Source organism: Myxococcus sp. CA023 (genome assembly GCF_010998615.1).
GTDB lineage: Bacteria > Myxococcota > Myxococcia > Myxococcales > Myxococcaceae > Myxococcus.
This window is the reverse complement of the sequence record NZ_JAAEAH010000032.1, coordinates 21,469-46,251: the sequence shown is the minus strand read 5'-3', so window position 1 is coordinate 46,251 and position 24,783 is coordinate 21,469. Positions and strand designations below refer to the sequence as shown.

Annotated in this window: 30 protein-coding genes; 25 read left to right on the top strand and 5 right to left on the bottom strand. The window is 67.1% G+C overall.

Annotation, left to right across the window (positions count from 1 at the left end; translation table 11 throughout):
• The first annotated feature begins 632 nt into the window (after positions 1–632).
• The 6 genes from F8M74_RS15960 to F8M74_RS15935 all read left to right on the top strand — a co-directional run bounded on the left by F8M74_RS15960 (position 633) and on the right by F8M74_RS15935 (position 5,322).
• Positions 633–1,244 carry a hypothetical protein gene (locus F8M74_RS15960; protein WP_141255360.1) on the top strand — a complete coding sequence of 204 codons (612 nt, stop codon included), beginning with the start codon at positions 633–635 and terminating at the stop codon, positions 1,242–1,244.
• Between the two features lie 130 nt (positions 1,245–1,374).
• Positions 1,375–2,550: a PD-(D/E)XK nuclease family protein gene (locus F8M74_RS15955; RefSeq protein ID WP_141255361.1), complete on the top strand. Its 1,176-nt coding sequence runs from the start codon at positions 1,375–1,377 to the stop codon at positions 2,548–2,550.
• The gene (locus F8M74_RS15950; protein ID WP_141255362.1) at positions 2,551–3,210 is read left to right on the top strand and encodes a 3'-5' exonuclease; all 660 of its coding nucleotides are present in this window, start codon (positions 2,551–2,553) and stop codon (positions 3,208–3,210) included.
• Between the two features lie 68 nt (positions 3,211–3,278).
• Positions 3,279–3,545: a hypothetical protein gene (locus tag F8M74_RS15945; RefSeq protein WP_228560066.1), complete on the top strand. Its 267-nt coding sequence runs from the start codon at positions 3,279–3,281 to the stop codon at positions 3,543–3,545.
• Positions 3,521–4,351, top strand: a complete 831-nt coding sequence (locus F8M74_RS15940) for a hypothetical protein (RefSeq protein WP_141255364.1) — start codon at positions 3,521–3,523, stop codon at positions 4,349–4,351. The genes F8M74_RS15945 and F8M74_RS15940 overlap by 25 nt, the downstream gene beginning before the upstream one ends.
• Positions 4,352–4,359: 8 nt before the next feature.
• Complete coding sequence (locus F8M74_RS15935; RefSeq protein ID WP_141255365.1) at positions 4,360–5,322, top strand: AT hook motif domain protein; 963 nt, start codon at positions 4,360–4,362, stop codon at positions 5,320–5,322.
• 270 nt (positions 5,323–5,592) lie between these two features.
• Here the strand turns inward: F8M74_RS15935 and pru are convergent, their stop codons facing one another.
• Both pru and F8M74_RS15920 read right to left on the bottom strand, forming a co-directional pair.
• Positions 5,593–6,126, bottom strand: coding sequence for a fruiting body spore coat protein U (gene pru, locus F8M74_RS15925; protein WP_141255366.1), 534 nt, complete (start codon positions 6,124–6,126; stop codon positions 5,593–5,595).
• 1,807 nt (positions 6,127–7,933) lie between these two features.
• Entirely contained in the window at positions 7,934–8,548 is a 615-nt protein-coding gene (locus F8M74_RS15920) for a tyrosine-type recombinase/integrase (RefSeq protein WP_141258634.1), read from the bottom strand.
• Between the two features lie 129 nt (positions 8,549–8,677).
• Here F8M74_RS15920 and F8M74_RS15915 point away from each other — a divergent pair, with 129 nt between their 5' ends.
• From F8M74_RS15915 to F8M74_RS15895, 5 genes are all read left to right on the top strand, one after another.
• Positions 8,678–9,214, top strand: coding sequence for a hypothetical protein (locus tag F8M74_RS15915; protein ID WP_141258635.1), 537 nt, complete (start codon positions 8,678–8,680; stop codon positions 9,212–9,214).
• A gap of 11 nt (positions 9,215–9,225) precedes the next feature.
• A complete protein-coding gene (locus F8M74_RS37845) occupies positions 9,226–10,236 on the top strand; it encodes a terminase family protein (protein WP_228560070.1) in 1,011 nt (336 codons plus the stop codon).
• Positions 10,118–10,660 carry a terminase gene (locus F8M74_RS15905; protein WP_240462291.1) on the top strand — a complete coding sequence of 181 codons (543 nt, stop codon included), beginning with the start codon at positions 10,118–10,120 and terminating at the stop codon, positions 10,658–10,660. The genes F8M74_RS37845 and F8M74_RS15905 overlap by 119 nt, the downstream gene beginning before the upstream one ends.
• Positions 10,661–10,984: 324 nt before the next feature.
• Entirely contained in the window at positions 10,985–11,437 is a 453-nt protein-coding gene (locus tag F8M74_RS15900) for a hypothetical protein (protein WP_162295005.1), read from the top strand.
• 32 nt (positions 11,438–11,469) lie between these two features.
• Positions 11,470–11,916, top strand: coding sequence for a TIR domain-containing protein (locus F8M74_RS15895; protein WP_239004920.1), 447 nt, complete (start codon positions 11,470–11,472; stop codon positions 11,914–11,916).
• 86 nt (positions 11,917–12,002) lie between these two features.
• Here F8M74_RS15895 and F8M74_RS15890 read toward each other — a convergent pair whose 3' ends face one another.
• Complete coding sequence (locus tag F8M74_RS15890; RefSeq protein ID WP_228560074.1) at positions 12,003–12,272, bottom strand: hypothetical protein; 270 nt, start codon at positions 12,270–12,272, stop codon at positions 12,003–12,005.
• A gap of 262 nt (positions 12,273–12,534) precedes the next feature.
• On the opposite strand from F8M74_RS15890, the gene F8M74_RS37840 reads away from it, so the two are divergent.
• The gene (locus tag F8M74_RS37840) at positions 12,535–13,287 is read left to right on the top strand and encodes a thrombospondin type 3 repeat-containing protein (RefSeq protein ID WP_228560076.1); all 753 of its coding nucleotides are present in this window, start codon (positions 12,535–12,537) and stop codon (positions 13,285–13,287) included.
• A 937-nt stretch (positions 13,288–14,224) separates the two neighbouring features.
• On the opposite strand, the gene F8M74_RS15870 is transcribed toward F8M74_RS37840, so the two are convergent.
• On the bottom strand, positions 14,225–14,437 hold the full coding sequence (locus F8M74_RS15870; RefSeq protein WP_153881041.1) for a hypothetical protein: 213 nt from the start codon (positions 14,435–14,437) through the stop codon (positions 14,225–14,227).
• Between the two features lie 244 nt (positions 14,438–14,681).
• On the opposite strand from F8M74_RS15870, the gene F8M74_RS37835 reads away from it, so the two are divergent.
• The 4 genes from F8M74_RS37835 to F8M74_RS15855 are packed head-to-tail and all read left to right on the top strand — an operon-like array spanning position 14,682 to position 18,016.
• Positions 14,682–14,882 (top strand): hypothetical protein, encoded by a 201-nt coding sequence (locus F8M74_RS37835; protein ID WP_163973518.1) that lies wholly within the window; start codon positions 14,682–14,684, stop codon positions 14,880–14,882.
• Positions 14,879–16,678, top strand: coding sequence for a phage portal protein (locus tag F8M74_RS15865; protein WP_163973517.1), 1,800 nt, complete (start codon positions 14,879–14,881; stop codon positions 16,676–16,678). Before F8M74_RS37835 ends, F8M74_RS15865 begins: the two co-directional genes overlap by 4 nt.
• Positions 16,675–16,956, top strand: a complete 282-nt coding sequence (locus F8M74_RS15860; RefSeq protein WP_141258646.1) for a hypothetical protein — start codon at positions 16,675–16,677, stop codon at positions 16,954–16,956. Before F8M74_RS15865 ends, F8M74_RS15860 begins: the two co-directional genes overlap by 4 nt.
• Positions 16,937–18,016: a head morphogenesis protein gene (locus tag F8M74_RS15855; RefSeq protein ID WP_141258641.1), complete on the top strand. Its 1,080-nt coding sequence runs from the start codon at positions 16,937–16,939 to the stop codon at positions 18,014–18,016. Before F8M74_RS15860 ends, F8M74_RS15855 begins: the two co-directional genes overlap by 20 nt.
• A 32-nt stretch (positions 18,017–18,048) precedes the next feature.
• Here F8M74_RS15855 and F8M74_RS15850 read toward each other — a convergent pair whose 3' ends face one another.
• Positions 18,049–18,567, bottom strand: a complete 519-nt coding sequence (locus tag F8M74_RS15850) for a hypothetical protein (protein ID WP_141258642.1) — start codon at positions 18,565–18,567, stop codon at positions 18,049–18,051.
• Between the two features lie 526 nt (positions 18,568–19,093).
• On the opposite strand from F8M74_RS15850, the gene F8M74_RS15845 reads away from it, so the two are divergent.
• The 9 genes from F8M74_RS15845 (at position 19,094) to F8M74_RS15805 (ending at position 24,780) form a co-directional block, all read left to right on the top strand.
• Positions 19,094–19,279, top strand: a complete 186-nt coding sequence (locus tag F8M74_RS15845) for a hypothetical protein (protein WP_141258643.1) — start codon at positions 19,094–19,096, stop codon at positions 19,277–19,279.
• A complete protein-coding gene (locus F8M74_RS15840) occupies positions 19,272–20,624 on the top strand; it encodes an XkdF-like putative serine protease domain-containing protein (RefSeq protein ID WP_141279690.1) in 1,353 nt (450 codons plus the stop codon). The genes F8M74_RS15845 and F8M74_RS15840 overlap by 8 nt, the downstream gene beginning before the upstream one ends.
• Positions 20,621–21,301, top strand: coding sequence for a hypothetical protein (locus F8M74_RS15835; RefSeq protein WP_141258998.1), 681 nt, complete (start codon positions 20,621–20,623; stop codon positions 21,299–21,301). The genes F8M74_RS15840 and F8M74_RS15835 overlap by 4 nt, the downstream gene beginning before the upstream one ends.
• A gap of 45 nt (positions 21,302–21,346) precedes the next feature.
• Positions 21,347–22,207 carry a phage major capsid protein gene (locus tag F8M74_RS15830; RefSeq protein ID WP_141258999.1) on the top strand — a complete coding sequence of 287 codons (861 nt, stop codon included), beginning with the start codon at positions 21,347–21,349 and terminating at the stop codon, positions 22,205–22,207.
• Positions 22,208–22,295: 88 nt separating this feature from the next.
• Positions 22,296–22,673: a hypothetical protein gene (locus F8M74_RS15825; RefSeq protein WP_141259000.1), complete on the top strand. Its 378-nt coding sequence runs from the start codon at positions 22,296–22,298 to the stop codon at positions 22,671–22,673.
• Position 22,674: 1 nt separating this feature from the next.
• Complete coding sequence (locus F8M74_RS15820; protein ID WP_141259001.1) at positions 22,675–23,313, top strand: hypothetical protein; 639 nt, start codon at positions 22,675–22,677, stop codon at positions 23,311–23,313.
• On the top strand, positions 23,313–23,837 hold the full coding sequence (locus F8M74_RS15815) for a hypothetical protein (protein ID WP_141259002.1): 525 nt from the start codon (positions 23,313–23,315) through the stop codon (positions 23,835–23,837). The genes F8M74_RS15820 and F8M74_RS15815 overlap by 1 nt, the downstream gene beginning before the upstream one ends.
• Entirely contained in the window at positions 23,834–24,142 is a 309-nt protein-coding gene (locus F8M74_RS15810; RefSeq protein WP_141259003.1) for a hypothetical protein, read from the top strand. Before F8M74_RS15815 ends, F8M74_RS15810 begins: the two co-directional genes overlap by 4 nt.
• Positions 24,139–24,780: a hypothetical protein gene (locus F8M74_RS15805; protein WP_141259004.1), complete on the top strand. Its 642-nt coding sequence runs from the start codon at positions 24,139–24,141 to the stop codon at positions 24,778–24,780. The genes F8M74_RS15810 and F8M74_RS15805 overlap by 4 nt, the downstream gene beginning before the upstream one ends.
• Positions 24,781–24,783 lie beyond the last annotated feature (3 nt).

Below are 24,783 nucleotides of genomic sequence, written 5' to 3'. Positions count from 1 at the left end.
AGCAAGCCCCAGGAATCGCCGAGGGCCCTCTCCCCAGGGGGGAAGGCGCCCCCTGCCCCTTTCTCGTGCCAGGAGGCCGTTTCCGGCCGTTCTGAGGCCATTCACAGGCCATGGCATAGCCGCGGCCACCCACGCCACGTGCACGCTCGCGTGCGCCTTCACAACCAGCCACACCCGCTTTTACATCGCGAGTGGGTGTGGACAGCACTCTGTCCACACTTAACTCCATGAGTTCTTTAAGGAAAACACCACTGTGGACAGTGTGGACAGCTTTTATAGGGAGAGACACGTATGCGTGCGCGCGCACTTGTACATAGAGCCTTCGCGTGCGCGCGCACATGACGTAGGGGTACTCTTCAAAAGCTGTCCACACTGTCCACAGCCACTTATCCCCCGGCAATCACTCGCAAAACCTGTGGACAGCAACCTGTCCCAGGGCTGTCCCGGGGCTGTCCACAGACGAGGGGATGTCCCCGATTCTTCGCCGGATGCCTTTGTGCTTCTTTCCCTCGGCGCTTCGCTCGTCCGGGAAAATCAAAAATAAAATCGGGCAAAAAGATTTCTTGTCCCAAATCGAAGGGATGGGGTGCTTTTAGGGTGTATCGGCAAACACGCGCCGCCGACCTCCGCGCATGGCCCTTACACACCTCCTCCAGCCCACCCCCGCCCCGCAACGTCCGTCCGGCGTGACGTGCGAGGCCTACGTCCGCGGCGAGGGCAAGCACTGCCTGCACTACCGGCCTGGCGGTGGCTGCACGCTGCCCGGCGTGGGCACCTGCACCGAGTGGCTGAAGGTGAATCGGCAGGCACGGCCTCATCGTGACGTGGCCGCGCCGCCCGCCCTCGTGCCTCCGGCGAAGGCCGCTCCAGTCGCTGTGGATCTCTTCGGTCATCCCCTTCCCGAGTCGGACTCGAAGAAGCCCGCCCCGGCTCCCGCCTCCAGGCCCTCGACGCCAGCGGCGTCTCCCGATGTGAAGCTGCCGGAAGTAGAACCCTCGCTCTCCGCCCTGCGCGGCCTCGCCGACGAGGACATCGCCAGCTTCAAGTCCCTCAACGCCGAGGTGTGCTTCCGCTCCGAGACCTACGGCGAGGTGTGGCTCGTCCCGGCCTACACCGGCCAGGCTCGAAAGGAGCTCACCCCGGAGCACGCCGCCACCCTGGTGCGCGTCCTGTCTGCCTTCCCGGGCTCTCGCGTCATGTCCTTCGAGAAGCGGCAAGCCTCCGCGGACGAGGTGTCGCCATGAGCGCGCCCCGCGCCTGTGAAACACACGCAGGTGGCCGCGCTGCCTGCCCCCTTCGACTTGATGTGTCTCTCGAAAAGAGCGTGATGACTGTCTCGCGACACGCGACTGCACCGGCCCGGAGGCCCACGTCATGAGCGCTCTGCGAAACGAGCATTTGTCATACAGCCGGCTGAGCCGCTTCGAGGCCTGCCCGCTGTCCTACCAACTCCACTACCTCGACAAGCGCACGGCGGAACCTGGCGTGCCGCTGAGTTTCGGCAAGGCGCTGCACGCCGTCCTTGAGCGGCTCCTCCAGGAAGTCATCGACACCGAGTACGCGGGCCCGCTCTCCGAGGAGCGCGCCCTCCAGCTCTACCGTGAAGCGTGGGCCGCCTCGGGCCTATCCGGCCTCACCCTCTTTCAGCAGGGCCTCGGCATCCTCCAGGACTTCGTCCGCCAGCAGGGCCGCGTGGACTCCCGCGACATCCTCGCGGTGGAAAAGGAGTTCCGCCTGCCGGTGGGGCCATTCACCGTCCTGGGCTTCATCGACCGCGTCGACTGGGTGGACGATGAGACAGTCCACGTCATCGACTACAAGTCCAACCACCAGCTCTTCACCCGCGAGGAGCTGGACTCCAGCCTCCAGCTCAGCCTCTACGCCCTCGCCGCGCGCCGCATGTGGCCTTGGGCGAAGAAGGTGCGGCTGTCCATGTGGATGCTGCGCCATGGCGTGCGGCAGGAGACGACGCGCACCGAGGAGCAGTTGGACGCTTCCCTCGCCTATGTCGAGACGCTGGGCCAGCAGATGGAGAAGGCGGAGTCCTTCCCCGCCCGCCTCAACCCCAACTGCGTGTACTGCGACCACCGGCGCAACTGCCCCGCCTACGCCCAGGCGCTGGAGGGCCGACGTGAAGTTGTCTGCGAGGACACCTCCGACCTGGAGTCCGTCGCCCGCGAGCGCCAGGAAGTCGCCCATCTCGCGAAGATTCTCAACGCGCGCAAGGCGGAGCTGGAGGGCGTCCTCCGCGCGCACCTCGCCGAGCAGGACGAAATGGTCCTCGCCGGCACGCGCTACCGCATGTTCAACACCACCAGCCTCGACTACCCGCTGGAGCCCACCGTCGCGGTGCTGGCCCGGGCCACCGGCCTCCCCCGTGAAGAGCTGATGCGGCGCCTCGCGAGCGTCGAGAAGAAGGCCCTCGACGCGCTGCTGAAGGACGCGGGCAAGCGCCTGGGCACCGCGCGCGTCGCGCTGCTGAAGGCCGAGCTGGACTCCCTCGCCGCCAAACACCACTCGCCCAGGTTCTGGGCCAAAGAGGTCGCATAGATGCTGCTCGCTCATCCTGCTTCCGACACCACTCCTGTCTCCGCTCTCCACCAGCCGCTCTTCCCCAGCCTCCCGCCGCACCTGCGGACGCTCGCCTTCATCGACCTGGAGACGACAGGCTTGGACGCCTCCCGGCACGAGGTGCTGGAGGTGGCCATCCTCCGCGTCGACGCTCGCAGCCTCAAGGTGCTGGCTGAGTACGAGGCCCGCGTGAAGCCCACCCGGCTGGCCGACGCGCACCCCGAAGCCCTGGCCGTGTGCGGCTACTCCGACGCGGAGTGGCGGGATGCGTTGCCGCTCCAGGAAGTCTTGGCCACCGTGACGCCTCTTCTGGCTGGCACTCTCGTGGCCGGCCACAACACCAGCTTCGACTGGGGCTTCCTCACAGAGGGCTACCGCCGCACCGAGCTGCCCCTGCCCTCCGTCGACTACCACCGCCTCGACACCGCCAGCCTCGCGTGGCCGCTGCTCGCCACAGGCGAGGTGGAGTCCCTCTCCCTCAACGCCCTGGCGAAGCGCTTCGGCCTCCACCGCCCCACGCCGCACCGCGCCATAGCGGACGCCCGCTGCGCGCTGGAGGTGGCCCGCTGCCTCGCGGTGCGCATGGCCCGGGGCGGCCACATGGAGCGGCTGATGGAGGAGTCGGGAGGTGTCTCGTGAGTGGCGCGTCCTCCCGTCGAAAGGGTGCAGATTTTGAGAGAGCCCTCGTCCACCGCTTCCGCGAGGCCATGCCCGAGGCCCTCATCCGCCGCGGCCTCCAGTACCGCACCGGGCAGGAGATGTCCGACGTCGAGGTGCCGTGCTTCTGGGTCGAAGCAAAGGCCCACCAGCGCACCAACGTCCGGGAGGCCATGCGACAGGCGGTGGAGACGTGCCCGCCGGGCCGCTGGCCCCTGGCCGTGTGCAAGGACGACGGGCAGCCGCCCCTCGTCACCATGCAGTTGGATGACTTCCTTGAGCTGCTGCGCGAGTGGTGGGAGGCCCGTCCTCGGTGAGTGACTTCTTCGGCCACCTCCTGGGCCTGCTGCGTGTGGAGGCGCTCGCCTCTCGGCACCAGGCCGTCTTCGCGACTGCGCGCACGCGGCGGCCGGCCTTCGCCCGCCATGCCACGCTCGAATCGGTGCTGGCCGCCATGGCTAACGCATGCGAGGAGACGTACCCGGAGCGGGAAGCCCTCACCCGGGCCCTGGTGGCCGAAATCCAGGCCTCCTCCAGCCCGGCGTGGACGGCTGCCCTCGCCTCCGCCTACGCCCCCATGCTGACGCGTCTGCGCCGCCGCATCATCGGCAACGCGGTGCCCCGGGAGGACCTCGACCAGCTCGTCCTCGCCACCTTCCTCTCCGTCGCGCGCGCCTTCCCCCTCTCGCGCTGGGGCGACTGGACTGCCGCCCGCCTGCGCCAGCAGACAGCGCGCGAGGTGTTCCGCTACCTCCGCAAGGAGCGCGCGGAGCAGCACGACACGTACACGCAGGCGCAGCTCGCTGAGTGGCTGCCCGACTCACGCCCCTCCGCGCCGGTGGAGAGCGTCAGGCGGCCCAGCGTCCGGCGGAGCTTTGTCCGGAGGGACGCGGTGCTGGTACACCTCGCCCGGGCCACGCTGCCTCGCAGCGACGTCGAGGTCCTCATGGCCACCGTCGTTCGGAGGGAGAAGCTGCGCGCCTACGTCAGCCGCCTCGTCGAGGGCGACGCCGCCGAGGCCGAGAGGACGTACCAGCGGCTGAAGCGCCAGCGTACACGGCTGATGCAGCGCCTGCGCACCCAGGACGTGGACGCCGCAGCACAGCCCCCCGGAGGCTGCTGAGGGAAGGCATGGCCCAGAAGAAGCCCCTCAAGAAGCTGGGGCGCCCCACCAAGGCCGAAGGCCCTCGGCTGCCTCATGACGAGGTGGACAGGCTCCTCGTGGAAGGCGAGGAGGTGCCCACCACGCGGGGCCGTGTGAAGCGGCGCTTCCCCTCATTGCGCGAGCTGGCCGAGCGCTTCGGTGTCGCCCACAGCGCCGTCGCCCGGTACGCCCAGCAGCACGACTGCCTCGGCCGCCGCAAGCGCCTCCTCGCGGGCCAGCAGCCGGACGAGACGCCCGCGCCGGCAAAAGCACCACCTCCCCCACCTCCGAAGCGCAAGACGGGTCGCCCCCGCAAGTCCGAGGAGCCCGCGCTCCCGCGCCAGGAGTTGGACCGCGCCCTCGTCTTCGGCGACGTGAAGACGCTGCCCGATGGCTCCACCATGACGAGCTACGCCTCGTACCGCGAGCTGGCGGAGCGCTTCGGCGTCGCGACCTCCCTCGTCGCGAACTACGCCAAGGAGCACAACTGCCTGCGCCGCCGCGAGGAGGCCAAGACGCGCATCGCCACCAAGGCGGACCAGAAGCTGATTGAAATGCGCGCCAACGCCATCGCCGTCTCCAAGGACGACGCCCTGAAGATGATTGACGGCTACCTCCTCGGCTTCGAGGAAGCGCTGTCCGAGGGCCGAGTGCGCGTCGACAACCCCACCGACTTCAACACCATGGTGAGGCTCAAGGAGTTCGTCATGGGCGGCGCCGACTCCCGCCAGGAGCTGCACGCCAGCTTCTCACTGGAGGGCCTCCAAGCCCGGCACGCCCACGCCCTGCGTGCTGCGCGCGAGACGACGCCCGCCGAGCGCGGCGAAGTGGACGCGGAGGTGACGGCAAGCGACGACGAAGACATCGACACTGCTTCACCGGAGGACTTGAGGGGCGACGGCCTCGTGGCTCCTTCCGAGGACGCCATGTCCCCCGCCGCCCCCGATTGAGACACCCCTCCGGGACTCACCGACGACGGCGCGTACCGCCTGCCTGGAGGAGTTCGGTGTCCTGTGGAGCCGAGAAGCTGTCCACCCGAGTGGGGCGGGACTCCCCGGGCTCATCACCACTCCACAGGCGCCGGAATCAAGCTCAAGCCGGACCAGACTGGCATCGAGCTCGGGGGCGCTCGCGATGACGGCCCATTCCAGGGCGGCCGTTGCCGTCAGACCGCCAGTCCAGAACAGAAGATGGTTACGAATGCTCTATCGCCCTCCAAATCAGAACGTGATGGTGGCAACCACGGTGTCGTTGTAGGTGCCAGAGGGGACGTTCTGGCCGCGCGGAACCGTGCCATACACGAGCACGGGGACGGGCAGGCCCGTGCCGAGGAACGGGAGGCCCGTACCGGCGGTGTTGCCCGACGCGATGAGCCGGGTGACGTCCATGTACAGGCTGTACGCGAGGTAGTCCGCCGAGGCCGTGTTGCGCATCCGGCGCAGCGGCGCCGCGTCAGTCGAGCCCGCGGCCGGGTACACACCCTGGCCCAGGGTGATGACCGCGGTGCGGAGCAGGGTGCACTGCACGCTCAGCGAGCCCGTGCCGAACAGGTCGATGCCCAGCGCGGAGTTGACGATGGTGGGGTCGTACGTGCCGAAGTTCAGCGTGCCGCCGCCGGAGCCGATGCGGCAGGCGCCTCCGACGTTGGCAGTGACGTTCAGGTTGGCGGTGGCGGTGGCGGCCTCGGCGGGCGGGAAGGCGACGAGGGACGCGGCGGCGGTGACAGCGGCGACGGCGGTCTTGATTGCGTTCATTGACGATGCTCAATCGGGCGGCCGGTAGATTCCGGCGGAGGAGGCGCATTGTAACGAGCCCGCCAGCCCTCAAGCAGTCCTACGCGCCCCTCCCTTCGGCGCATGTCGCACACATGCCTGCCATGCGTCTCCAGACAATAGAGGAAAGCGAAACACTAACTATTTTTACAGGCAAACATACACATGCACTCAAAGGGAGGGACGAACAAGCGCAGGAGGCAACGCAAATCCGTTGGCACGCGGATTCCAGGGGCGGTGCCTGCCCAGCCAGGAAACCTCCACTTCCTTGGCGAGGGAGAAGAATGCCCACTGTGGGTATCCCGCGAGTCCATGCGCGGTGGCGTCCAGCCGATGACACCCGTATGCCCCCGCCCGATGGAAGCGAGCCGCCGAGCTGGCTCCCTGTTGCGGGACAGACGGATGAGCACGGCGCGCGCTCTGTCCACCTTCGCCACGCAGCGGCGGTCTTCGAGGAACTCCTCCATGCCCCAGGGAATCGTCTTGGTTGCAGCAAACGCCCTTTCCCGACGACACGTTCTCCGGAGTGGCCAAGCGGATGGGATAGCTCGGCCGCCGCAATCGCATCCTCGCGGGCCAGCTACCTTCCTAGACGCAGGTGCCGCACGAAGCGCTACCGCCTCCACCACCTCCGAAGCACAAGACGGGCCGCCCTCGTCTTCGGCGATGTGAACCTCCCCGGGAAGCCCCAAGGACAACGGCCTCGTGGCTCGTCCCACGGACGTCACGCCCCTGCCGCCCCCGCTTGAGACAGCCCTCCGGTAAGTGAACGCGGACACTTTCGCGTTCAGTTTCGCCGTTCACTTTCGCCGCGTCTGGCCAGGCCTGGTCACTTTCCCCGTGGAGCTCCTGCCTGGCGCGCGGATGCACACGCCTGGCGCCACAGCCCCCGTAGTTTCGCGAGGTTAGGGCGGACAGCCACCAGGTGCTCGAGCGCCGCGGTATCGCTCCGGGCCATAATTCGGGCCCGGAAGCACACTCCGTCCAGCGGACCGGACGCCAGCGCGCCGTTCACTTCCCGGCCCGTTTGCCCGTTCCCCGCCGAAGCCCCGCTGGCCGCCACGTGGCCCACCTGGCGCGCGCCCCCGGTTAGCCCCGCGCGCCGCGCCTGTCGCCGCGTGGCGCCCCTTTCGTGCGCGCGTGTCCCCCAGCGCTTCGGGCCGCCGGCCTTTGTCCTCCTCGTGAGCCCCACGAGCCCCCGAGCTGCCCTCGAAGCCCCGGCCCTCCGCCCCGCGCGCACCTGGGCACGCGTGCCGTTACCAGGGCCGAGCCGAATGGCCGAAAACGGTTGGAAGCGGCCATTCGGCGTCACGGCCCCCACGCTGTTTCGCGCACTTACGACGCCTCCTGACGGGCCAAAGCACCGAGGCCAATGGCCGCTTTCCGCAGGTTGGCGCCACCTGCCGCCCATCACGCGGCCCAGCTCCTCCCCAGTCACCTTCACCGCCTGCCCCGGCCGGGCGCAACCATGCCTACCGATGACGCCAGCACGCCTACCCCGCCTACCCCTGACGCCAGGGTGGGGGGTGGTGCGATTTTTCGTGGGTGCCTCGCCTCCGGGGCGTGTACCTGGGGCCCTTTTCGAGAGAGTCACCCCCGAAAAAGTGAACACCCCTCCCCTGTTCATTTGCACCCGGTAAGTGAACGCCTCGCGCTGTTCACTTTCGCCGGCTGCGCCTGGGGCAGTCCGCGCGCGCCCCGCGCACGACCACCCCTCACCGCCTCCGCGCGGCACCACGGCCCAACCAGGGGCTCTCGCGGGCGCTCAGCGCGGAGGCGGCGTGCCCCATCAGCAGGGCAACTCTTGCGTCACGCTCACCAGCTCGTCGTCCGAGGGGTGCGTGTAGATGACGGTGGAGTTGATGCTGAGCTGGCGCGCGAAGCGCTGGGTGAGACGGATGTCCTTCGTCCTCCGGTACACCCCGGTGCACGCGGTGTGGCGCACGGCGTGGAAGTTCAGGTGCCGCTCCAGCCCCGCGCGCTCCTGCCACACCGCGAAGCCGTGGCGCACCTGCCGCGTGGACAGGCGCAGGCCCTTGCGGCTCAGGAAGAGCGGCGCCAGGGGCCCCACGTCGTGCCCCTGCGAGCGCTTCAGGCGCAGCAGCTTCTCCAGCTTCGCGCGCACCGTGTCCGACAGGACGATTTCCTGGGGGCCCGGGTGCCGGCGGCTGCCCTTGAAGACGGTCAGCGTCACGTGCCGGCGTGCGCGTCCACGCTCGTTGAAGATGTCGCCGATGTTGAGAGCGACCAGCTCGTGCTCACGCAGGCCCGAGGCCAGCGCGAGGCTGTACAAGCAGTGGTCTCGGAATCCATCCCGGTGTTGCCCCGTGGCGCGCAGAAGGAGGTTCACCTCCTTCTCCGTGAGGGTACGCGGTGGGCGGGCGACAGCGGCATAGGCAGACATGGCGACTCCTTCGTGAAGAGGACGCGGCCATACGCGCTCTGTCGCCCCCACAAGACAAGTCATTAACCACGCTGTGCATTCTTGAGCCGGGCCCCGCGCGGCCTCGGCATTTCCCCAAGAGGAGTCGCTGTGCATCCGCTGGCCCATTTCAACTTCGAGGCACACCGCAAGACGGGCAGCCACACGGCGTCAGGTGCTCCGTCACCACAGCCACGCCTGGCCCCCGTCTCACCGCTCCAGGACCTGGTGCTGGCCCACCTGGAAGTGGCCAGGACGCTCGCTTCGTTCATCCCGGGCCTCACGCCGGAGCTAGCAGCGACCCGCGCGCTCGACGCCATCCACACGGACACGGGGCTGACGATGGAGCCCCATCGCAGGGGGCTGTCGGCCGCCGCCGAGCCACCCGCGCGGCTCACCGCCACGCAGCTCGGCCAGAAGGTGGGGCTTTCCGCCAGGAAGATGAACCTCCGCCTGGAGGCGTGCGGCCTCCATCGGCGCAACGAGCACGAGGAGTGGGAGCTGACGGACGCGGGCCAGGACTACGCCGAGGCCGTCCCTCACACCCTCCAGGACCATTCCGCCTACCAGCTCCTCTGGCAGCCCGAGGTGCTCGGCGTCCTGGAGGATGCCGCTCGCTCCTCGGCCATTTCCGTCGGCCTCGGCTGAAGGAGGACAGCGTGACGCTCGGCATCGTCAAGCGCACCGAGGACGACCTCACCCAGTGGCTGGCCACCGAGTCCGGATTCATTTCCGGGCTGTGCCAGTACGACAACGAACCCGTGGTGCTGGAGCCGTACCAGCAGTCCTTTCTCGGCAACCGCTCCCGATTCAGGTGGGTGGCGAAGAGCCGCCAGGTGGGCTTCTCCTTCCTCTTCGCCCTCGAGGCCCTGGCGCGGTGCCACCTGCGCGACGGCCACACGGCGGTCTTCGTTTCGTACAACCTCTCGGACGCCGTCGAGAAGGTGCTCATCGCCCGGCAGGTGTACGAGGAGCTGCCGCTCGCCTACCAGAAGAAGCTCGTGACGGATGCCAAGACGGAGCTGGCCTTCGAGTCGAACTCCCGAGGCAGGCGCCTCTCGCGCATCATCTCCGTTCCCGCCAAGCCTCCGCGCGGCAAGCGCGGCGATGTCTACCTCGACGAGCTGGCGCACCTGGTCAACGACCGCGAAGTCTATACAGGCAGCACCGCCCTCATCCTGCGCTCGCATGGGCAACTTACAGGGGGCAGCACCCCGCTCGGCCGGCGAGGCATCTTCTGGGAGATAGACACCCAGGAGCTGCGGAAGTACCCGCACCACACCCGCCAACTGGTGCCCTGGTGGCTGTGCCGCTTCTTCAGCCTGGATGTGAGGCGCGCCGCAGTGGAGGCCCCTCTCATGTCCACCGAGGAGCGCGTCGCTCGCTTCGGGCGCCCCGTCCTCACCGAGCAGTTCGACTCCCTGCCGCAGGAGGACTTCCAGCAGGAGTTCGAGTGCCTTTTACGTCGACGAGTCCTACAGCTTCCTCCCCTACGAGCTCATCCTCCCGTGCACCACCGACGAATTGCACTTGGCCCAGGATGCCTCCGACGTGCCCGTGCCCCAGGGGCGCCTGGTCGCAGGCTTCGATGTGGGCCGCACGAGAGACCGCTCGGAGCTGGCCGTCTTCGAAGAGGTGGAGGGTCGCTTCACCTGCCGCATGCTGCGTAGCTTCGAGGGCGTCCCCTTCGCGGAGCAGGAGGCCCACCTGCGCCGCCTCCTCTCCGTCCTGCCCGTGGCGCGCCTCAGCGTCGACCGCAGCGGCATCGGAATGAATCTCGCGGAGAATCTTGCCCGCGACTTCCCCCAGGTGGTGGAGGAGAACTTCACCAACGAGGCCAAGGAGCGCTGGGCCACCGACTTCAAGATTCTCCTCCAGCGCCGCGACGTCACCCTGCCGCGCCAGCGTGAGCTTGTCGGGCAGATTCACTCCATCAAGCGCCGCGTGCTGCCCTCAGGGAAGGTGTCCTTCGACGCCGAGCGCACCAACCGCGGGCACGCGGACAAGTTCTGGGCCGTCGTCCTTGCCTGCCAGCGCGAGCGGGGGCCGGAGAGACGAGGTACCGGGGAGATTGGGGTGAGGGTGATTGGATAACCAAACACATCACATTGCCTCAGTTCCGCACTCGACTACTCAACCAGACTCCCCCTGACTTCCCAACACCACCAAGCGAGCCTCACCCCCACCCACAACCCAACCAAAGAACCCAGAAAACAACAAACACAGAACAGCCCGCCACGACAACCACTCAACACCACCAGCAGCTTTCACGCAAGCCACCAAACACCCCCACACGCCCACGGACAACAGACAGCGGAACCACAATGCCCCAATTTCATGCCGCGCGCTAGCAGACACACAAAAACCAAACAAAAGACAAAATCCCACAAAGCAACTTGTCGATTTTGGACTCTCCATATGGCCGACCTGGATAGCGTTCTCGTGGAACTCGAGGCAGCCGCGAGCCAAATGGGCGAGCTTGCACGTCGCCTGGAGGATGCGAGTGCCTTCTACGAGGAACACAAGCTTATACCCCGCAATCACCAAGTCGCTTACTCGGACATGCTGATGACCGAGCAAATCTCCGCAGCAGCACTCAAAAAAGCAGAGGCTATACACCCCGGCATCAGCGAGCAATGGATCCCCGTTACCGACCAGCAAATACGCGTCACGCTCATCGATGGCCTGGCGACACATTTTGGCGAAAAATACAGACAACTCCAACACGCGGTCGCAATTCTAAAATACAGCAAAACACCCCCTCCGACACGGAAAAGCAAAAACAAAACAACCCCGCACACACGCCAAGACCCCAAGCAACAACAAAAACACAAAGAGCGAAAATGCCAGACCCGAGCAAGGTTTTCGTAATCCACGGCCGAGACGAGCGTTCACGAAAAGCGATGTTCGCATTCCTGAGAGCCATAGGACTCAAGCCGCTTGAGTGGACACAAGCACTCGCACTGACAAAACAAGGCGCCCCATACATCGGAGAGATCCTTGATGCAGCGTTTTCAGAAGCGCAGGCAGTCATAGCTCTATTTACTGGCGACGACGAAGCGCGCCTCCGGGAAACATCATTAGGCGGTCCTCAAGAAGCACTGACACCTCAGGCACGACCGAACGTAATATTCGAGGCGGGCATGGCAATGGGGCGCTGTCCTGACCGCACTGTATTTGTCGAAATCGGAATACTACGCCCCTTCAGCGATATCGCAGGCAGGCATGTTATTCGTTTCGACGGAAGACACCAAACCCGGCATGCACTCGCAAAAAGGCTTCGACTCGTCGGATGCGAAGTAAATACAGTCGGCAGCGACTGGCACGAAGCTGGAGAGTTTGAAAAATAGCCCCAACATCACCCAGTCACCTCTGAGCCTTCCCGAGGGGATTTCTCAAGAGCCGGTGGACTCCCTCGGGATTCAACCGAAAGTAGTTAGAGCTCCACCAACTTGCGCTTCTTGCCCCTCAACCAAGCCTGCCGCCGGAGTGGGTACGTCGAGCAGATGCGGCGCCACGTCCACACCTCGCTTCGCGTCCACCAGTCCGCAGGCGGCTGGAGGCCGACGTCCCGCAAGTTGCCGAGGCCACGGTAGCCGACGCCGTCGAGCCCGTAGGCCACGTTGGACTCCAGCACCAGCACCTTGTGCGTCTCTGAGTGGTGGCCCAGGATGGGGAAATACTGCCCGGAGCGCACTATTCGCACATCCCTGAGATCCTTCGACGCCGAGCGCACCAACCGCGGGCACGCGGACAAGTTCTGGGCAGTCGCCCTGGCGTGCCAGCGCGAGCGGGGGCCCGAGCGACGAGGCAGCGGGGAGATTGGGGTGAGGGTGATTGGCTGAAATGTAGTCCCTCACTCATCAATTCCGCCCCCCTACCTCCACCGGCCAATGAATCTCCTTCCCAGTCGGACAAATGCCCTCCGTGCTATGAAACAGGTGGGTAGACTGCGGCCAGGAGGATGCATGCCCCCGCTCGTCATCCGGCCCCAACCGCGTCGCTTACTCCAGCCCTGGCTGGATGGGTTCGCACGTTATGCCTTGCTCACCGCGCTGGCACTAACGCTCATCGGTGGCGCCGCGTGTACCGGAAACGGTGCCTCGGGGGCCCATCCAGACAGCGGTTTGACCGCACCATCACTCTCCCCACCACTCGCCCGCCTCCCGGTGCGCTTCGTGCCAGAGGATGAAGCCCCCATCGACATCGAGAAGCTGAGCCTACTCGACACGGATGGTGATGGCGTTCCCGATGGCGAGGATAATTGCCCCAACGTTCCCAACAGCGCCCAGGCCGATGCGGACGGAGATGGCTTTGGCGACGCCTGTGAGCCCCAACCACTCCGCGTGGATACCGCCACATTCCTGAGTATCGCCCCCTCGCCCGCCCGAGCGAATCAACCGCTCACTCTGACAATGGCCGTCATCAATTCGGGCTCGCAGGACGCCCTGTTTATAGCGGCAGCGATTCCACTCCCCAGGTCGCTCGACATCGTCTCGCTGACAACTAGTCAGGGCTCGTGCACTCACAGCAAACAGAGCGTCATTCTCTGCAAGCTCGGCGACCTCGCTCCGGGCCATGAACTTACGGTGACCATCCAGTGCATCCCACGCACCCCGGGGAACCTGACCATCAAGGCAATCGCGAAAACCGAAACCCTGGATCATGATGCAAACAGTGGCAATGATACTGCGTCCACCGGTCTGACCATCGTGCCCTGAGTTCCTCGCTGACAAAGCACTATACCCACGTCTCACGTGCCGCATGCTGCGCAGGTTCGAGGACGTGCCCTTCGCGGAGCCAGGAGGCCCACCTGCGGCGCCTCGTCTCCGTACTGCCCGTGGCGCGCCTCAGCGTCGACCGTAGCGGCATCGGCATGAACCTCGCCCGCGACTTCCCGCAGGTGGTGGCCGAGAACTTCACCAACGAGGCCAAGGAGCACTAGGCCACCGACTTCAAGATTCTCCTCCAGCGCCGCGACGTCACCCTGCCGCGAGAGCGCGAGCTCGTCGGGCAGATTCACTCCATCAAGCGCCGCGTGCTGCCCTCGGGGAAGGTGTCCTTCGACGCGGAGCGCACCAACCGCGGGCACGAGGACAAGCTCTAGGCTGTGCTCCTTGCATGCCAGCGCGAGCGGGGGCCGGAGCGACGGGGTAGCAGGGAGATCGGCGTGAGCGTCATTGGGTAACAAACGTTCCCAATTCAGGGCTCGATCCTCGCTCGCCCTGGGTTCGGAGCTTCCTATTCCCGCCCATAACTCACATTCAACGCCCCTCCTCATATACTAAGCACCTTCCTGCGAAACTAGGCAAGCGTGCTCAGCACGAGAGAAGGGGGCGAAGTGATTGAAGAGCGGATTGTGCGTGTGGGCCGGGACCAAGCGATGTCGGAGCTCAAGCCGATGCTTAACGGCTACCGGCGCTCGTGGAACCGAGTCTACATCGGTGTCACGGCGAACCCACCGCAGCGATGGACCAAGCACATGCGCAACGGTTGGTCGAAGATGGTCCTCCTATACGAGGCATTCAGGCCAGACATTGCCATCGACCTGGAGCGAGACTTGATTGACTATGCTCGACGATGCAGATTTCAAATACCCCCTGAGAACATCAATCCTGGCGGGGAGGGAATCGGAACCAACCAGCAGACACACTTCGTCTACGTGCTCGTTGGCCAATAGCACTTCCTCAGCCAAACATGTCGCCACTCCCAGAAACCAAACCACCAGTCGGGCGTAGGGTGGCGGGCCTTCTCCTCAAGCACGAGATAGTCGCCGGCCTCGACATAGCCTTCGGGTGAGGTGCTCGTGTCCGGCAGCGCGAAGCCACGCAGGCGCGCGGGCAACCTCGCGACACGGTAGGTGGTGTCCATGGCGTCTCCTCCACGTTGAAGAGGGGCTTCAACGTGTTCGCCAGGGACGGCACCGCAGAGCCCTCCCTGGTGCGTCGCAGTTCGTCTCGACACAACTGCAAAGCACTCCCACCCGATGTCCCCGAAATTGGGCCCGAGGCCTTTGTCCTCGCTGGAGGTAAGGCGCGCGGCCCCCAACGCCCCCGCACGTCGAGGGCGCCCCTCCCACCGCGCGCCTTGCCTCCACTTGGTGCGGGAGGCCCGTGTGCAGCGCGTCGTCAAAGTCTTCGTCCTCTCCTCTGCCTCGGGCGCACCACACCCCGGGGCGGACTTCACCGTCGAGGCTTCCACCCTCGACGGACTGCTGGAGGCCGCACGCGCCGAGCTGGCGGCACGCGGCCAGCGCGTGCGCGCCATCTCTCACACTCCCACGGGCCTTCTGGCCTACGTGGAGGACCGTCCGTGACGGTGCCAGCCGAAGTCCACCAGGCCGAGGAGCGCCTCCAGGCCATCCTCAAGGCGGTGGTGGTGGGCGCCCGCGTGGACGAGCCCGCCAGCCGCCCTGGAGGCGAGGACGCCCTGGCCTTCAGCGAGGCCGGCGCCCTCCACCCCCCGTATGAGCCGGAGGCGCTCTGCCTCCTCGTCGAGCACTCCAACTCCCTTCGGCAGAATGTCGACGCCTACGCCACCAACATCGACGGCTTCGGCTACCGCTTCGAGCCCGCCATCGACTTCGACGCCGACGGGGCGCAGGAGAAGGTGGCCGACGCCATGGCCCTGGAGCGCCTGGCCGCGCGCGACGCGGGCACGCTGCCTTCGGAGACACCCCTGCGTCCCACGGACGAGGAAGTCGCAGCCCATGCGGAGGAGGTGCGGCAGCAGGCCCGGGTGGAGAAGGCCCGTCTGGAGTCCTTCTTCGACTTCTGCTGCTTCGACTCCAGCTTCGTCGAGCTGCGCCGCCGCACCCGCCATGACTTGGAGGTGACGGGCAACGCGTACTGGGAGGTGCTGCGCGACGGCAAGGGCGACATCGCCCGCTTCGTCTACGTCCCCTCGTACACGGTGCGACTCCTCCCCCTGGACAAGGAGGCCGTCGAGGTGCGCGAGCGCGTGCGCATCTCCGCCGTCAGCTTCGACACCCTCACCACCCGCCGACGCCTGCGTCGCTACATCCAGGTGCAGGGCAGCGAGCGTGTGTACTTCAAATCCTTCGGGGACTCGCGCGTCATCTCCCGCCTCACCGGCCGCACCTTCCAGGACGTCGCCGCCCTCAAGGCCGCGGACGCCTCGGACGGCCCCGCCACGGAGCTCATCCACTTCGCCATCCACTCGCCGCGCTCGCCCTACGGCATTCCTCGCTGGGTGGGCACCCTGCTGTCCGTCCTCGGCTCCCGGCAGATGGAGGAGGTCAACTACCTCTACTTCAACAACAAGAGCGTCCCGCCCCTGGCGCTGCTCGTCTCCGGTGGGCGGCTCTCCGATGCCTCGGTGCCGCGCATCGAGCGCTTCATTGAGGAGAACCTGAAGGGCAAGGCCAACTTCCACAAAATCCTCATCCTCGAGGCGGACGGCGCGGGCACGGGCGATGGGGGCCACGCGAAGATTGAGCTACGCCCCCTGACGGACGCGCAGCAGCAGGACGCCCTTTTCCAGGAGTACGACCAGCGCAACATCGACAAGGTGGGCAGCGCCTTCCGCCTGCCGCCGCTCTTGCGTGGAGACGGGCGCGACTTCAACCGCTCGGTGGCGGAGGCGCAGCTGCGCTTCGCCGAGGACCAGGTCTTCCAGCCCGAGCGCGACGAGTTCGACTTCCTTCTCAACCGAAAGGTACTCGCCGACATGGGCGTGCGCTTCTGGCGCTTCCGCAGCCAGACGACGGCCACAAGAGACCCGGAGCGCATGACGGAGATGGTGGAGCGTCTGGTGCGCGTGGGCGTGCTGACACCCGAGGAGGGCCGCCAATTGGCCGGCGACATCTTCCACCGTGAGTTCCGCAAGATTGCGGACGACTGGGTGAAGCGCCCCATCACCCTCACGCTGGCGGGCATTCAGACTGGCGTCGAGGACCTGCGGCCCTTGAAGGGCCAGGGCTCGCTGCTGGGCGAGGCGAAACTCCTCCTCGGACTGCGTGAGGAGCTTCGCGCGGAGGAAGAGCGCCTGGCCCAAGGACGCCTGGCGCTCGCACGCCGGCACATGGACACCGAGCACGTCCCCGTGCCGAAGGAGGAATTCGACAGATGGTTCTCGGCGAGGGCGTCATGACGCCCGAGCAGCTCCAGCGCGCGTGGGTGCTCCAGGCCCAGGCTGACGCAGAGCGCGGCGTCCTGGAGTGCCGCATGTGCCGTAGGCGCAGCCCTTTGGAGGAGACGACGACGCTGTGGCGCAACGGCCTCCTCGTCTTCGCCCTGTGTGACAGGTGCTCGGCCAGCCACGACGTCGTCTTCTCCCCCACCCCGGCTGGCGTTGAGGTGCGCGCCAGGCGCCGCAGTCCCGCGGAGCTGGTGGCGCAGGAGGTGCCCCGTGTGCACGGCCTCCGCTGACAGCCTCCTCCTCCTGCACGAGGCGCGGGCGGTGGCGGACACCCTCCTGAGAGATGCCCTGCGGCTGCCGGTGACCAAGGCCCTGGACGTTGGCACCGCCGCGGGCATGGACCGCGCCGTGGCCCTGCTCGCCGCGCGCCTCCGCCGTGCCGTCGGGCGCGCGGATGTGGACGCTATGCGCGAGGCAGTGGCCGTCCTCGACGTGGACTGGAAGACGACGACGGCCGCCCAGCGCAGGCGCCTCGTCGCCCAGGCGCTGGAGGCCGCTGGCCGGCAGACAGCCATCATCCCTTCCCGCATCCAGGCGCCCCTCGGTGACGCAGCCGAGGAGGTGGTGGCGTCCACCCGCAGCCACGCCCGACGCGAGCAGGGCCTCGCCCTCGCCGCGCGCTTCAACGCCGTGGACGGGCGCGTGGCGCAACACATCGTCCGAACCCAAGGAAACTTCGTGCGGGACGAGTACGGGCGCCGGCTGGACACCTTCGGCCAGGAGGCCCGGCGTCTCGTGGCCGAGGGGCTGGAGGCCGGCCTCGGGAGAAGCGACATCGCCGAGTCCTTGGAGCGGGCCGCGCGCGGCGCACTCTCCGAGCGCGCCCCCTTCTACTGGGAGGTGGTGGCGAGCCACTTCATCGGCCAGGGGCGCTCCTTCGCCCAGGTGAGCAGCTACGCGGAGGCCGGCGTCCGCCGCTACCGCATCGAGGCGGTGCTGGACGAAGCCACCACCCAGGTGTGCCGCTTCCTCCACGGGAAGACATTCTCAGTGGCGGATGCCCTCCAGCGCTTCGAGCGCGTGGAGTCCCTCTCGCGCCCGGAGGATGTGAAGCAGGAGCTGCCCTGGGTGCGGGAGCGCCTCGACGCGGACACCGGGCGCACCATCCTCTACGTCAACCGGGGAGGCCAGGAGACGCGCCTGGCCGAGGTGCTTCGCTCCGCCGCTGGCACCCGTGACGACGTCGGCGAGTTCCGCGCCCTCGCTTCGGACAGGCAGCTTGCGGAAACGGGCGTGGGCTTCCCGCCGTACCACGGCCTCTGCCGCACCACGACGCTCGCCCTTACATGAGGGAACGACAACGAGCGAAGGAAGTCATCTGCCTAAGGAGGAGAGATACGGAAGAAGAACCGAAAGTTCGCAGCCCGAAGGGCAGTAAATTGGCGAACGAGTGCGTCATCTCCGTCATCAAGCATGCGTAGTGAGTCCAGGTCGGCACGCCACGGGTCAAGCGCGTGGGTATTGAAGTCCCAGACGTTGGCACCGAGATACGATGCGAGTTCATGGGCCGCCTTGTCGTTCTCGTACACCTCGAATAGGTGGACGATGACTTTCGCACCATCGGGCACTCCCGCATACATCTCTGGTTCGTAGTCAAGAAACGTGGCGATGGCCCGGCTGAAGGGGCCCACAGCGATGAGCTCCACACTCGTCTCACCGCTGCCCGTCTCGCGTAGGCGACCTGCTTCATGAAGTACCGGGAGCACGGCCGCATGCGCTTCAGCGAGGCCGACGTCTGCAACACGTCGGACGTACAGCACGGCCTCCAGGAGGCCTTTCTGGTCGAACACACGGACGACTTCGTCCCGCTCCTCTTGAGAGTTCAGTAGCGATGGGGACATGCAGCTACCCATTGGGACAGAAGAAGAACTCGAAACCGTCTTCACGGAGCATGATGAATCGGTCAACCGCAGATGCGCATGCGCGCTCACACGATATGCACGCAGCCACAGCACCGGACATCTCGTGTTCCGCGCATCGGAAGTAGCCCTTGGTGAAGTTCCGGAGAGCCGTCAGGTCCACCTGCCATGGGTCGAAGGCATGAGCTTTGAAGTCCCACGGCTCCACACCTACGTAGGATGCAAGCTCGCGGCTTCGGCTGCTTCCCTCCGGGGCCCTGAAAACGGACACGACGAGAACGGCGCCTTCACGGGTTGTGGCGTGACGCTCAGGAGGCTGGTCCAGAATGGACAACAACCTGCGGTGGAACGACCCAATCGCGAGCACTTCGGCAGACATCCCCATGAGGGGGACCATCATAGGCTGCCCCTGATGCCATAGGGAGGGCGCTCGCGTCACAAGCGTTGTACTTGAAGATGTCCCCGATTTCGCGCCGCAGGCCTTTGTCTCTTCCGGAGACGAAACGCCATGCAGGCCACCTCGACCCCTACCCCCACCTCACCTCCGACGCCGGAGGGCAACGCGACGACGCAAGAGTCGGCATCCACGGCCAAGGCCGAGGCGACTCCAGTCGTCTGGCCTCGCGACCTCAATCTCCCCACCTCCGGGGAGCTGACGTGGGGCTTCGACCCGGAGGGCCTCCAGGATGGGTGACACCCTCTCGAAGGCCCTCGCCCGGGCCCGGCACGTCCTGGAGTCCCTTCAGGGCGAGCCGGTGGAAAAAACTATCTGGGGCAGCCCCGCGGGCAAGAAGCGCCTGGCGAAGCGGCTCGTGGCCATGCTGCCCGCGCACAAGACGTATGTGGAGCCCTTCGCCGGCAGCGCCGCCGTCCTTTTCGAAAAGGCCCCCTCGGACGTCGAGGCCATCAACGACGCGGACACCGAAATCGCCGACGCCTACCGCCTCCTCCAGAAGCTGACGCCCGCGAGCCTGGCCAAGCTCAAGAAGCTGCCGTGGGTGGGCGACGAGAAGACGTTCAAGAGCCTCTTCGACGCCAAGCCCCAGGGCGACGTGGCGCGCCTGCACCGCTTCCTCTACCTGACGCACTTCTCCTACGGGAAGCTGCGCGGGCGCAGCTTCAGCCCCAACGGTGCGGGCGTCGAGGCGAAGACGCTCGCCCGCATCGAGCAGTTCGTCCCGCGCCTCAAGCGCGTGAAGGTGTACGGCGGCGACTACGAGAAGGTGGTGCGCAAGTACGACGGGAAGGACACCGTCTTCTTCCTGGACCCGCCCTACCCTGGCTACAACGTCGACGTCGGCGAGGGCCAGTTCGACGAGGAGCGCTTCTACAGCGTCCTCAAGTCGCTCAAGGGCCGCTGGCTCATGACGTATGGCATCCGGGGCAAGCTGCCTGGGCTGCTGAAGGGCTCCGACTTCTTCGTGAAGCGGATTCGCACGCCCCGCACGATTGCGGCCATGCGCGGCGTGGGCGGCTCCTCCGTGCTGACGCAGTTGCTCGTCTCCAACTATCAGCCCACGGAGAAGTCGCTGGAAGGCGACGGGGACTTCACGCTGGACGACTGGCAGCCGGAGGAGTCGCCCGGCACCGCCCCCTTCGTCACGACGACGTCCCTCCTCAAGGGCGTCGCGCCCGACGACGAGCGCTACGTCCTGGGCGTCGTCCTGGAGCCGGAGACGGTGGACGCGCAGGGCGACATCTACTCCGCCGCGGAGATTCGCCAGGCCGCGCACCGCTTTCTCGAGGAGTTCGGCGGCCTGGGCCTCATGCACCAGATGCGCGTTAACGGGCATGTGAAGGTGCTGGAGAGCTACCTGGCGCCCGTCGACTTCAACCTGGGCGAGGTGCCGGTGCGCAAGGGCACGTGGCTCCTCGCCGTGCGCGTCCTCTCCGACGAGCTCTGGGGGCGTGTGAAGGACGGGCAACTGACGGGCTTCAGCATTGGCGGCACCGCGCGCCGGCTCCCCGAGGCCTCCCCCGCCACCGAGCCGCCCCCTTCCGAAACACCTGCCGCTGACTCCCAGCCGGAGGCCGCATGACGAGCACCACCCAAGGCTCCGCGTCCGTCCACCGCCTCGTCGACATGGTGGTGGAGGAGGTGTCCCTCGTGGACAGGGCCGCGAACAAGCACCGCTTCCTCCTCGTGAAGCGAGACGGAGACACCATGCACGACGCTCCCCAGGACACCGCGCCGGCCGAGGACGATAGCCACGCCACCTCGGACACCTCCAAGGCCGAGGACACCCTCCTCGCCGCTGCCCAGCAGGCCCTCGAAGCAGTGACGGCCCTTGTCGAGGCACTGACGTCCGCAGACGGCGCCGACAGCGTGCGCGTGGTGGAGGTGGCCCAGCACCTGCGCGCGCTGGCCGACGCACTGGAGGACGAGGACGAGGACGAGGACGTCGAGGCGCGCGCCAAGGCCGCCAATCCTGCGCCGCCTCCGCAGCCGGCTGTACCCGCGCCGGGCCCCGACGCCTCCGTCGTCATGGAAGGCCTGACGAAGCTCACCGACGCCGTCCGCGCGCTGGAGGGAAGTGTGAAGGAGCAGCACCAGCGCCTGGGCCGCGTGGAGAAGCAGTTCGGCCTGCCCAACAGCAGCGCCCCCGCTGAGCGTCCGCCCAAGCCCGCCGTCGAGGACGTCGGCTGGCCCCTCGACCTCAACAAGCCCCTCAACCGGGAGAGCGTCGACAAGGCCCTCTCCTTCCATGACGTCTGACGTCCCCACCCGCCACCAGGAAGCCTCAACGCCGAAGGAATCCCCATGAGTCGTCTCGACAACAGCACCCTCTTGGCCAAGGCGGACCTGGCCCTCGCCGACCTCACGGCCGGCGGCGGCATCCTCCAGCCCGCCCAGGCGCAGAAGTTCATGCGCCTGCTGATTAAACAGTCCGTCCTGCTGCAGCAGTGCACCGTCGTCCCGATGGCGGCCCCCAAGCAGCAGTTCAGCAAGCTCAAGTTCGGCAGCCGCATCCTCCGCCCGGGACAGGAGGCCACCGCCGTCCCCGCCGCCCAGCGCGTGAAGCCGGACCTCTCCCAGGTGGAGCTTGACGCCAAGCTCTTCAAGGGCGAGGTGCGTCTCTCCGACGAGGTGCTCGAAGACAGCATCGAGCGCGGCGAGCTGCGCCAGACGCTCATGGAGATGATGGCGGACGCCATCTCCCGTGACATGGAGGAAATCCTCGTCAACGGAGACACCGCCTCGGCGGACCCTTTCCTCGCCACGCTGGACGGAGTGCTGAAGCAGGCCACCAGCAACGTCGTGGACGCGGCCGGCGCGGCCATCTCGAAGGACGTCCTGGGAGACTTGCTCAAGTCGCTGCCCTCGGAGCACCTGCGCGACAAGAGCAGCATGGGGTTCCTCTTACCAGCGTCGACGCGGACCTGGACTACCGCAGCACGCTGGCGGAGAGGGCCACGGCTGTCGGCGACAAGTTCTTGGAGGGCGACGCGCCGGTCCTCTACTCGGGCGTCCCGCTGCGCCCCATCCCTCTCTGGCCGGAGAACCTCGGCGCGACGAATGACCGCACGGCCGTGTTGCTGTGCAACCCGAAGAACATCCACGTCGGCATCTGGCGGCAGATTCGCATCGAGTCTGCGCGCGACATCTCCGAGGGCACGCTGAAGGTGGTGGCCACGCTGCGCTTCGACGTGAAGTTCGCGGAGGAGCCGGGCACGGCCAAGGCCATCAACGTGCAGCTGTGAGGCCCACCATGGACAACACCTATCTCGTCCGACTCAAGGCATACGACGCGCGCCGGGGCCACGTGCTGCGGCGCTACACGTATGCCGGCATCAAGTTCCAGGAGGAGCGCGGCTGGTACCGGGTGGAGAAGCCGGTGGCGGACTACCTGCGCACCGTCCACCAATTGCCCGGCGACACCTACTCGCCGCTCGCCTTCGACGTGTGTAGCGAGTCGGAGGCGAAGGCCCTCGACGTCACTGAGGCCGACGAGGCCCGCGTGAAGCGCAGCGCCAGCGACGAACTGAAGCTGAGTGCAGCGCGGCCCGCCGGCACGCTGACGACGGAGGACCTCCCGAAGGCCAGCGAGGAGAAGGACACGCGCCGCGCCAAGCGGGAGAAGGACTGACGTGTACGCCACGGTGGCCGACATGCGCGCCGAGGGCGTCACACCGGCCATGGCGGGCGACACCCGCCTGGCCGTCCTCCTGGAAGAGGCGACGCGCACCATCGACAAGGTGACAGGGTGGTACTTCGAGCCGCGCTCGGCAACGCTGCACCTCGACGGGCGCGGCACTCCGTCCCTCTGGCTGCCGGTGCCCCCCATTCGCCTCTACCGCCTGGCGCTGTACGGGGCGGACGTGTCCTTCTCCAAGGAGCGCCTGGTGGTGGTGGGTGCTCCGGTGGGCCCTGGCTTCGACGGGCCCCGCCTCACCTTCCGGCATGGCCGTGTCTTCCCGCTTGGCGAGAGCAACGTCACGGTGGGTGCGCGCTGGGGCTACACCGAGGCGGACGGAACGCCCGAGGGGCGCACGCCGCCCGCCATCCGGCGTGCGTGCATGCTCCTCGTCTTGCGCAGCCTCTCGCCCTTGGCGGATGAAGACTCGTTGGAGGAGCGCACTCGCTGGCGCGTGGTGGAGGAGCGCACGCGAGAGCAGAGCTACCGCCTCGACAGTGTCCGCCCCGCGGTGCGGCCTCTCACCGGAGAGCCGGAGGTGGACACCCTCCTCGCCCCCTACGTGAAGCCCTCCTTGCCCGGAGCGGCCTGATGAGGGGCAGGCTCATCTTCCCCTTTCTCGCGGAGCTGCACCGCTTGGACACCGCCGCCATGGCGGGGCTCGGCCCGGGCCCCCATGCCAGCGGGTACGACGCGGACTTCCGCGAGCCGGTGCTGGAGGACTCGGACGACGACGGAGTGGCCGAAGCCTTCCGCCGCGAATTTCCGCCCGTGCGTGTCCCCTGCCAGGTGGAGCCGGATGCCTTTGAGTCATTGCGCATGACTCCTTCCGGCAACAGCCCCCGGACGAGCTTCGAGCTCGTCTTCCACTTCCGAGACTTGGAGCGCCTCGGACTTGTCGATGCGGCCACGGGTGACGCCCTCATCCGCCCCAGCGACAGGCTGGGTGCCCTCTACGACGTCACGGGCGCCCTCGCGCAGGCCGTGAGGACGCCTCCCGGGCTGTACGTCACCGAGGCGCGCCCCACGGGCTTCGGACTCCACCGCCGGAGGCCTCGCCGGAATCTCTTGCTCGTCACCTTCAACGACAGGCCCCAAGCCCGAGGACTCGCATGAAAGCACTGCTACTCGCCCCACTTCTCGCCACCGCCCTCCTCACCCGCTGCCGCGCGCCGGACGGCTGCGCGCCGGTGTCCACGCGCTGCGCCGGCAATGTCGCTGAAATCTGCAACGGCGACGGCAACTGGCAGGTGCTCGCCGACTGTGACGCGGTCAGCGAGCACAGCAACGCCGCCTTCACCTGCGCCTACGTCAACGAGGAGGGCGTCGCCGGCCACACCTGCCTGCCCACCACCGTGGACGCGGGCACCTTCGACGCTGCCACCGTGGACGCGGGCGCCGAGGAAGGCGGTGTCCTGTGAAGGGCTACCTCCAGTCCCTGCCTGGCGTGGGCGGCCTCTTCCAGCGCGACATCCAGCCCGCGGAGGTGTGGGCCTTCTACCAGCACATGCAGTCGCGCCTGCGCACCAAGACGGCCAACAAGGCCGACTCCCTCGAAATGCAGTTGGCGGCCGAAGCGCTGCAGCGCATGGGGGTCCTCGACAGGCAGCGCTTCCTGGAGAAGTACGCCACCACCGTGGGCCGCACCCTCTACCTGCCCTTCGAGGTGGGCGTGCCGAAGGGGGGCTGGGACTTGTGGGCCCAGGTGGTGGTGTGCGTCCACGAGCACCAGCACGTCGTCCAGCACGACGAGGAGGGCCCCAGCTACGAGCTGGCCTACCTCACCAGCTCCGCCGCGCGCGCCCGCTACGAGGCCGAGGCCTACACCTGCAACCTGGAGCTGCACTACTGGCGCTACGGCACCATGCCCGCTGTGCGGCCCATCGCCGAGGGCCTCAAGCACTACGGCTGCCGGCCGGAGGACGTGGAAGTCGCCGCGCACACCCTGGCGCTCACCTCGGTGTCCGTCCGCCACAGCGCGGTGGTGAGTGAGGCCACCCACGTGGCCCTCGAGTGGCTCAACTCGCACGTCCCCCACCTGCGGGCGAAGAAGGGCTGAGAC

Excerpts from the sequence above, each read along its gene's own strand:
- F8M74_RS15960 (WP_141255360.1), top strand. The coding sequence starts at position 633 with ATGGCCCTTACACACCTCCTCCAGCCCACCCCCGCCCCGCAACGTCCG.
- F8M74_RS15955 (WP_141255361.1), top strand. The coding sequence starts at position 1,375 with ATGAGCGCTCTGCGAAACGAGCATTTGTCATACAGCCGGCTGAGCCGC.
- F8M74_RS15950 (WP_141255362.1), top strand. The coding sequence starts at position 2,551 with ATGCTGCTCGCTCATCCTGCTTCCGACACCACTCCTGTCTCCGCTCTC.
- F8M74_RS15945 (WP_228560066.1), top strand. The coding sequence starts at position 3,279 with ATGCCCGAGGCCCTCATCCGCCGCGGCCTCCAGTACCGCACCGGGCAG.
- F8M74_RS15935 (WP_141255365.1), top strand. The coding sequence starts at position 4,360 with ATGGCCCAGAAGAAGCCCCTCAAGAAGCTGGGGCGCCCCACCAAGGCC.
- pru (WP_141255366.1), bottom strand. The coding sequence starts at position 6,126 with ATGAACGCAATCAAGACCGCCGTCGCCGCTGTCACCGCCGCCGCGTCC.
- F8M74_RS15920 (WP_141258634.1), bottom strand. The coding sequence starts at position 8,548 with ATGTCTGCCTATGCCGCTGTCGCCCGCCCACCGCGTACCCTCACGGAG.
- F8M74_RS15900 (WP_162295005.1), top strand. The coding sequence starts at position 10,985 with ATGGCCGACCTGGATAGCGTTCTCGTGGAACTCGAGGCAGCCGCGAGC.
- F8M74_RS15895 (WP_239004920.1), top strand. The coding sequence starts at position 11,470 with ATGTTCGCATTCCTGAGAGCCATAGGACTCAAGCCGCTTGAGTGGACA.
- F8M74_RS37840 (WP_228560076.1), top strand. The coding sequence starts at position 12,535 with ATGCCCCCGCTCGTCATCCGGCCCCAACCGCGTCGCTTACTCCAGCCC.
- F8M74_RS15870 (WP_153881041.1), bottom strand. The coding sequence starts at position 14,437 with ATGGACACCACCTACCGTGTCGCGAGGTTGCCCGCGCGCCTGCGTGGC.
- F8M74_RS15860 (WP_141258646.1), top strand. The coding sequence starts at position 16,675 with ATGACGCCCGAGCAGCTCCAGCGCGCGTGGGTGCTCCAGGCCCAGGCT.
- F8M74_RS15850 (WP_141258642.1), bottom strand. The coding sequence starts at position 18,567 with ATGTCCCCATCGCTACTGAACTCTCAAGAGGAGCGGGACGAAGTCGTC.
- F8M74_RS15845 (WP_141258643.1), top strand. The coding sequence starts at position 19,094 with ATGCAGGCCACCTCGACCCCTACCCCCACCTCACCTCCGACGCCGGAG.
- F8M74_RS15840 (WP_141279690.1), top strand. The coding sequence starts at position 19,272 with ATGGGTGACACCCTCTCGAAGGCCCTCGCCCGGGCCCGGCACGTCCTG.
- F8M74_RS15835 (WP_141258998.1), top strand. The coding sequence starts at position 20,621 with ATGACGAGCACCACCCAAGGCTCCGCGTCCGTCCACCGCCTCGTCGAC.
- F8M74_RS15830 (WP_141258999.1), top strand. The coding sequence starts at position 21,347 with ATGAGTCGTCTCGACAACAGCACCCTCTTGGCCAAGGCGGACCTGGCC.
- F8M74_RS15825 (WP_141259000.1), top strand. The coding sequence starts at position 22,296 with ATGGACAACACCTATCTCGTCCGACTCAAGGCATACGACGCGCGCCGG.
- F8M74_RS15815 (WP_141259002.1), top strand. The coding sequence starts at position 23,313 with ATGAGGGGCAGGCTCATCTTCCCCTTTCTCGCGGAGCTGCACCGCTTG.
- F8M74_RS15810 (WP_141259003.1), top strand. The coding sequence starts at position 23,834 with ATGAAAGCACTGCTACTCGCCCCACTTCTCGCCACCGCCCTCCTCACC.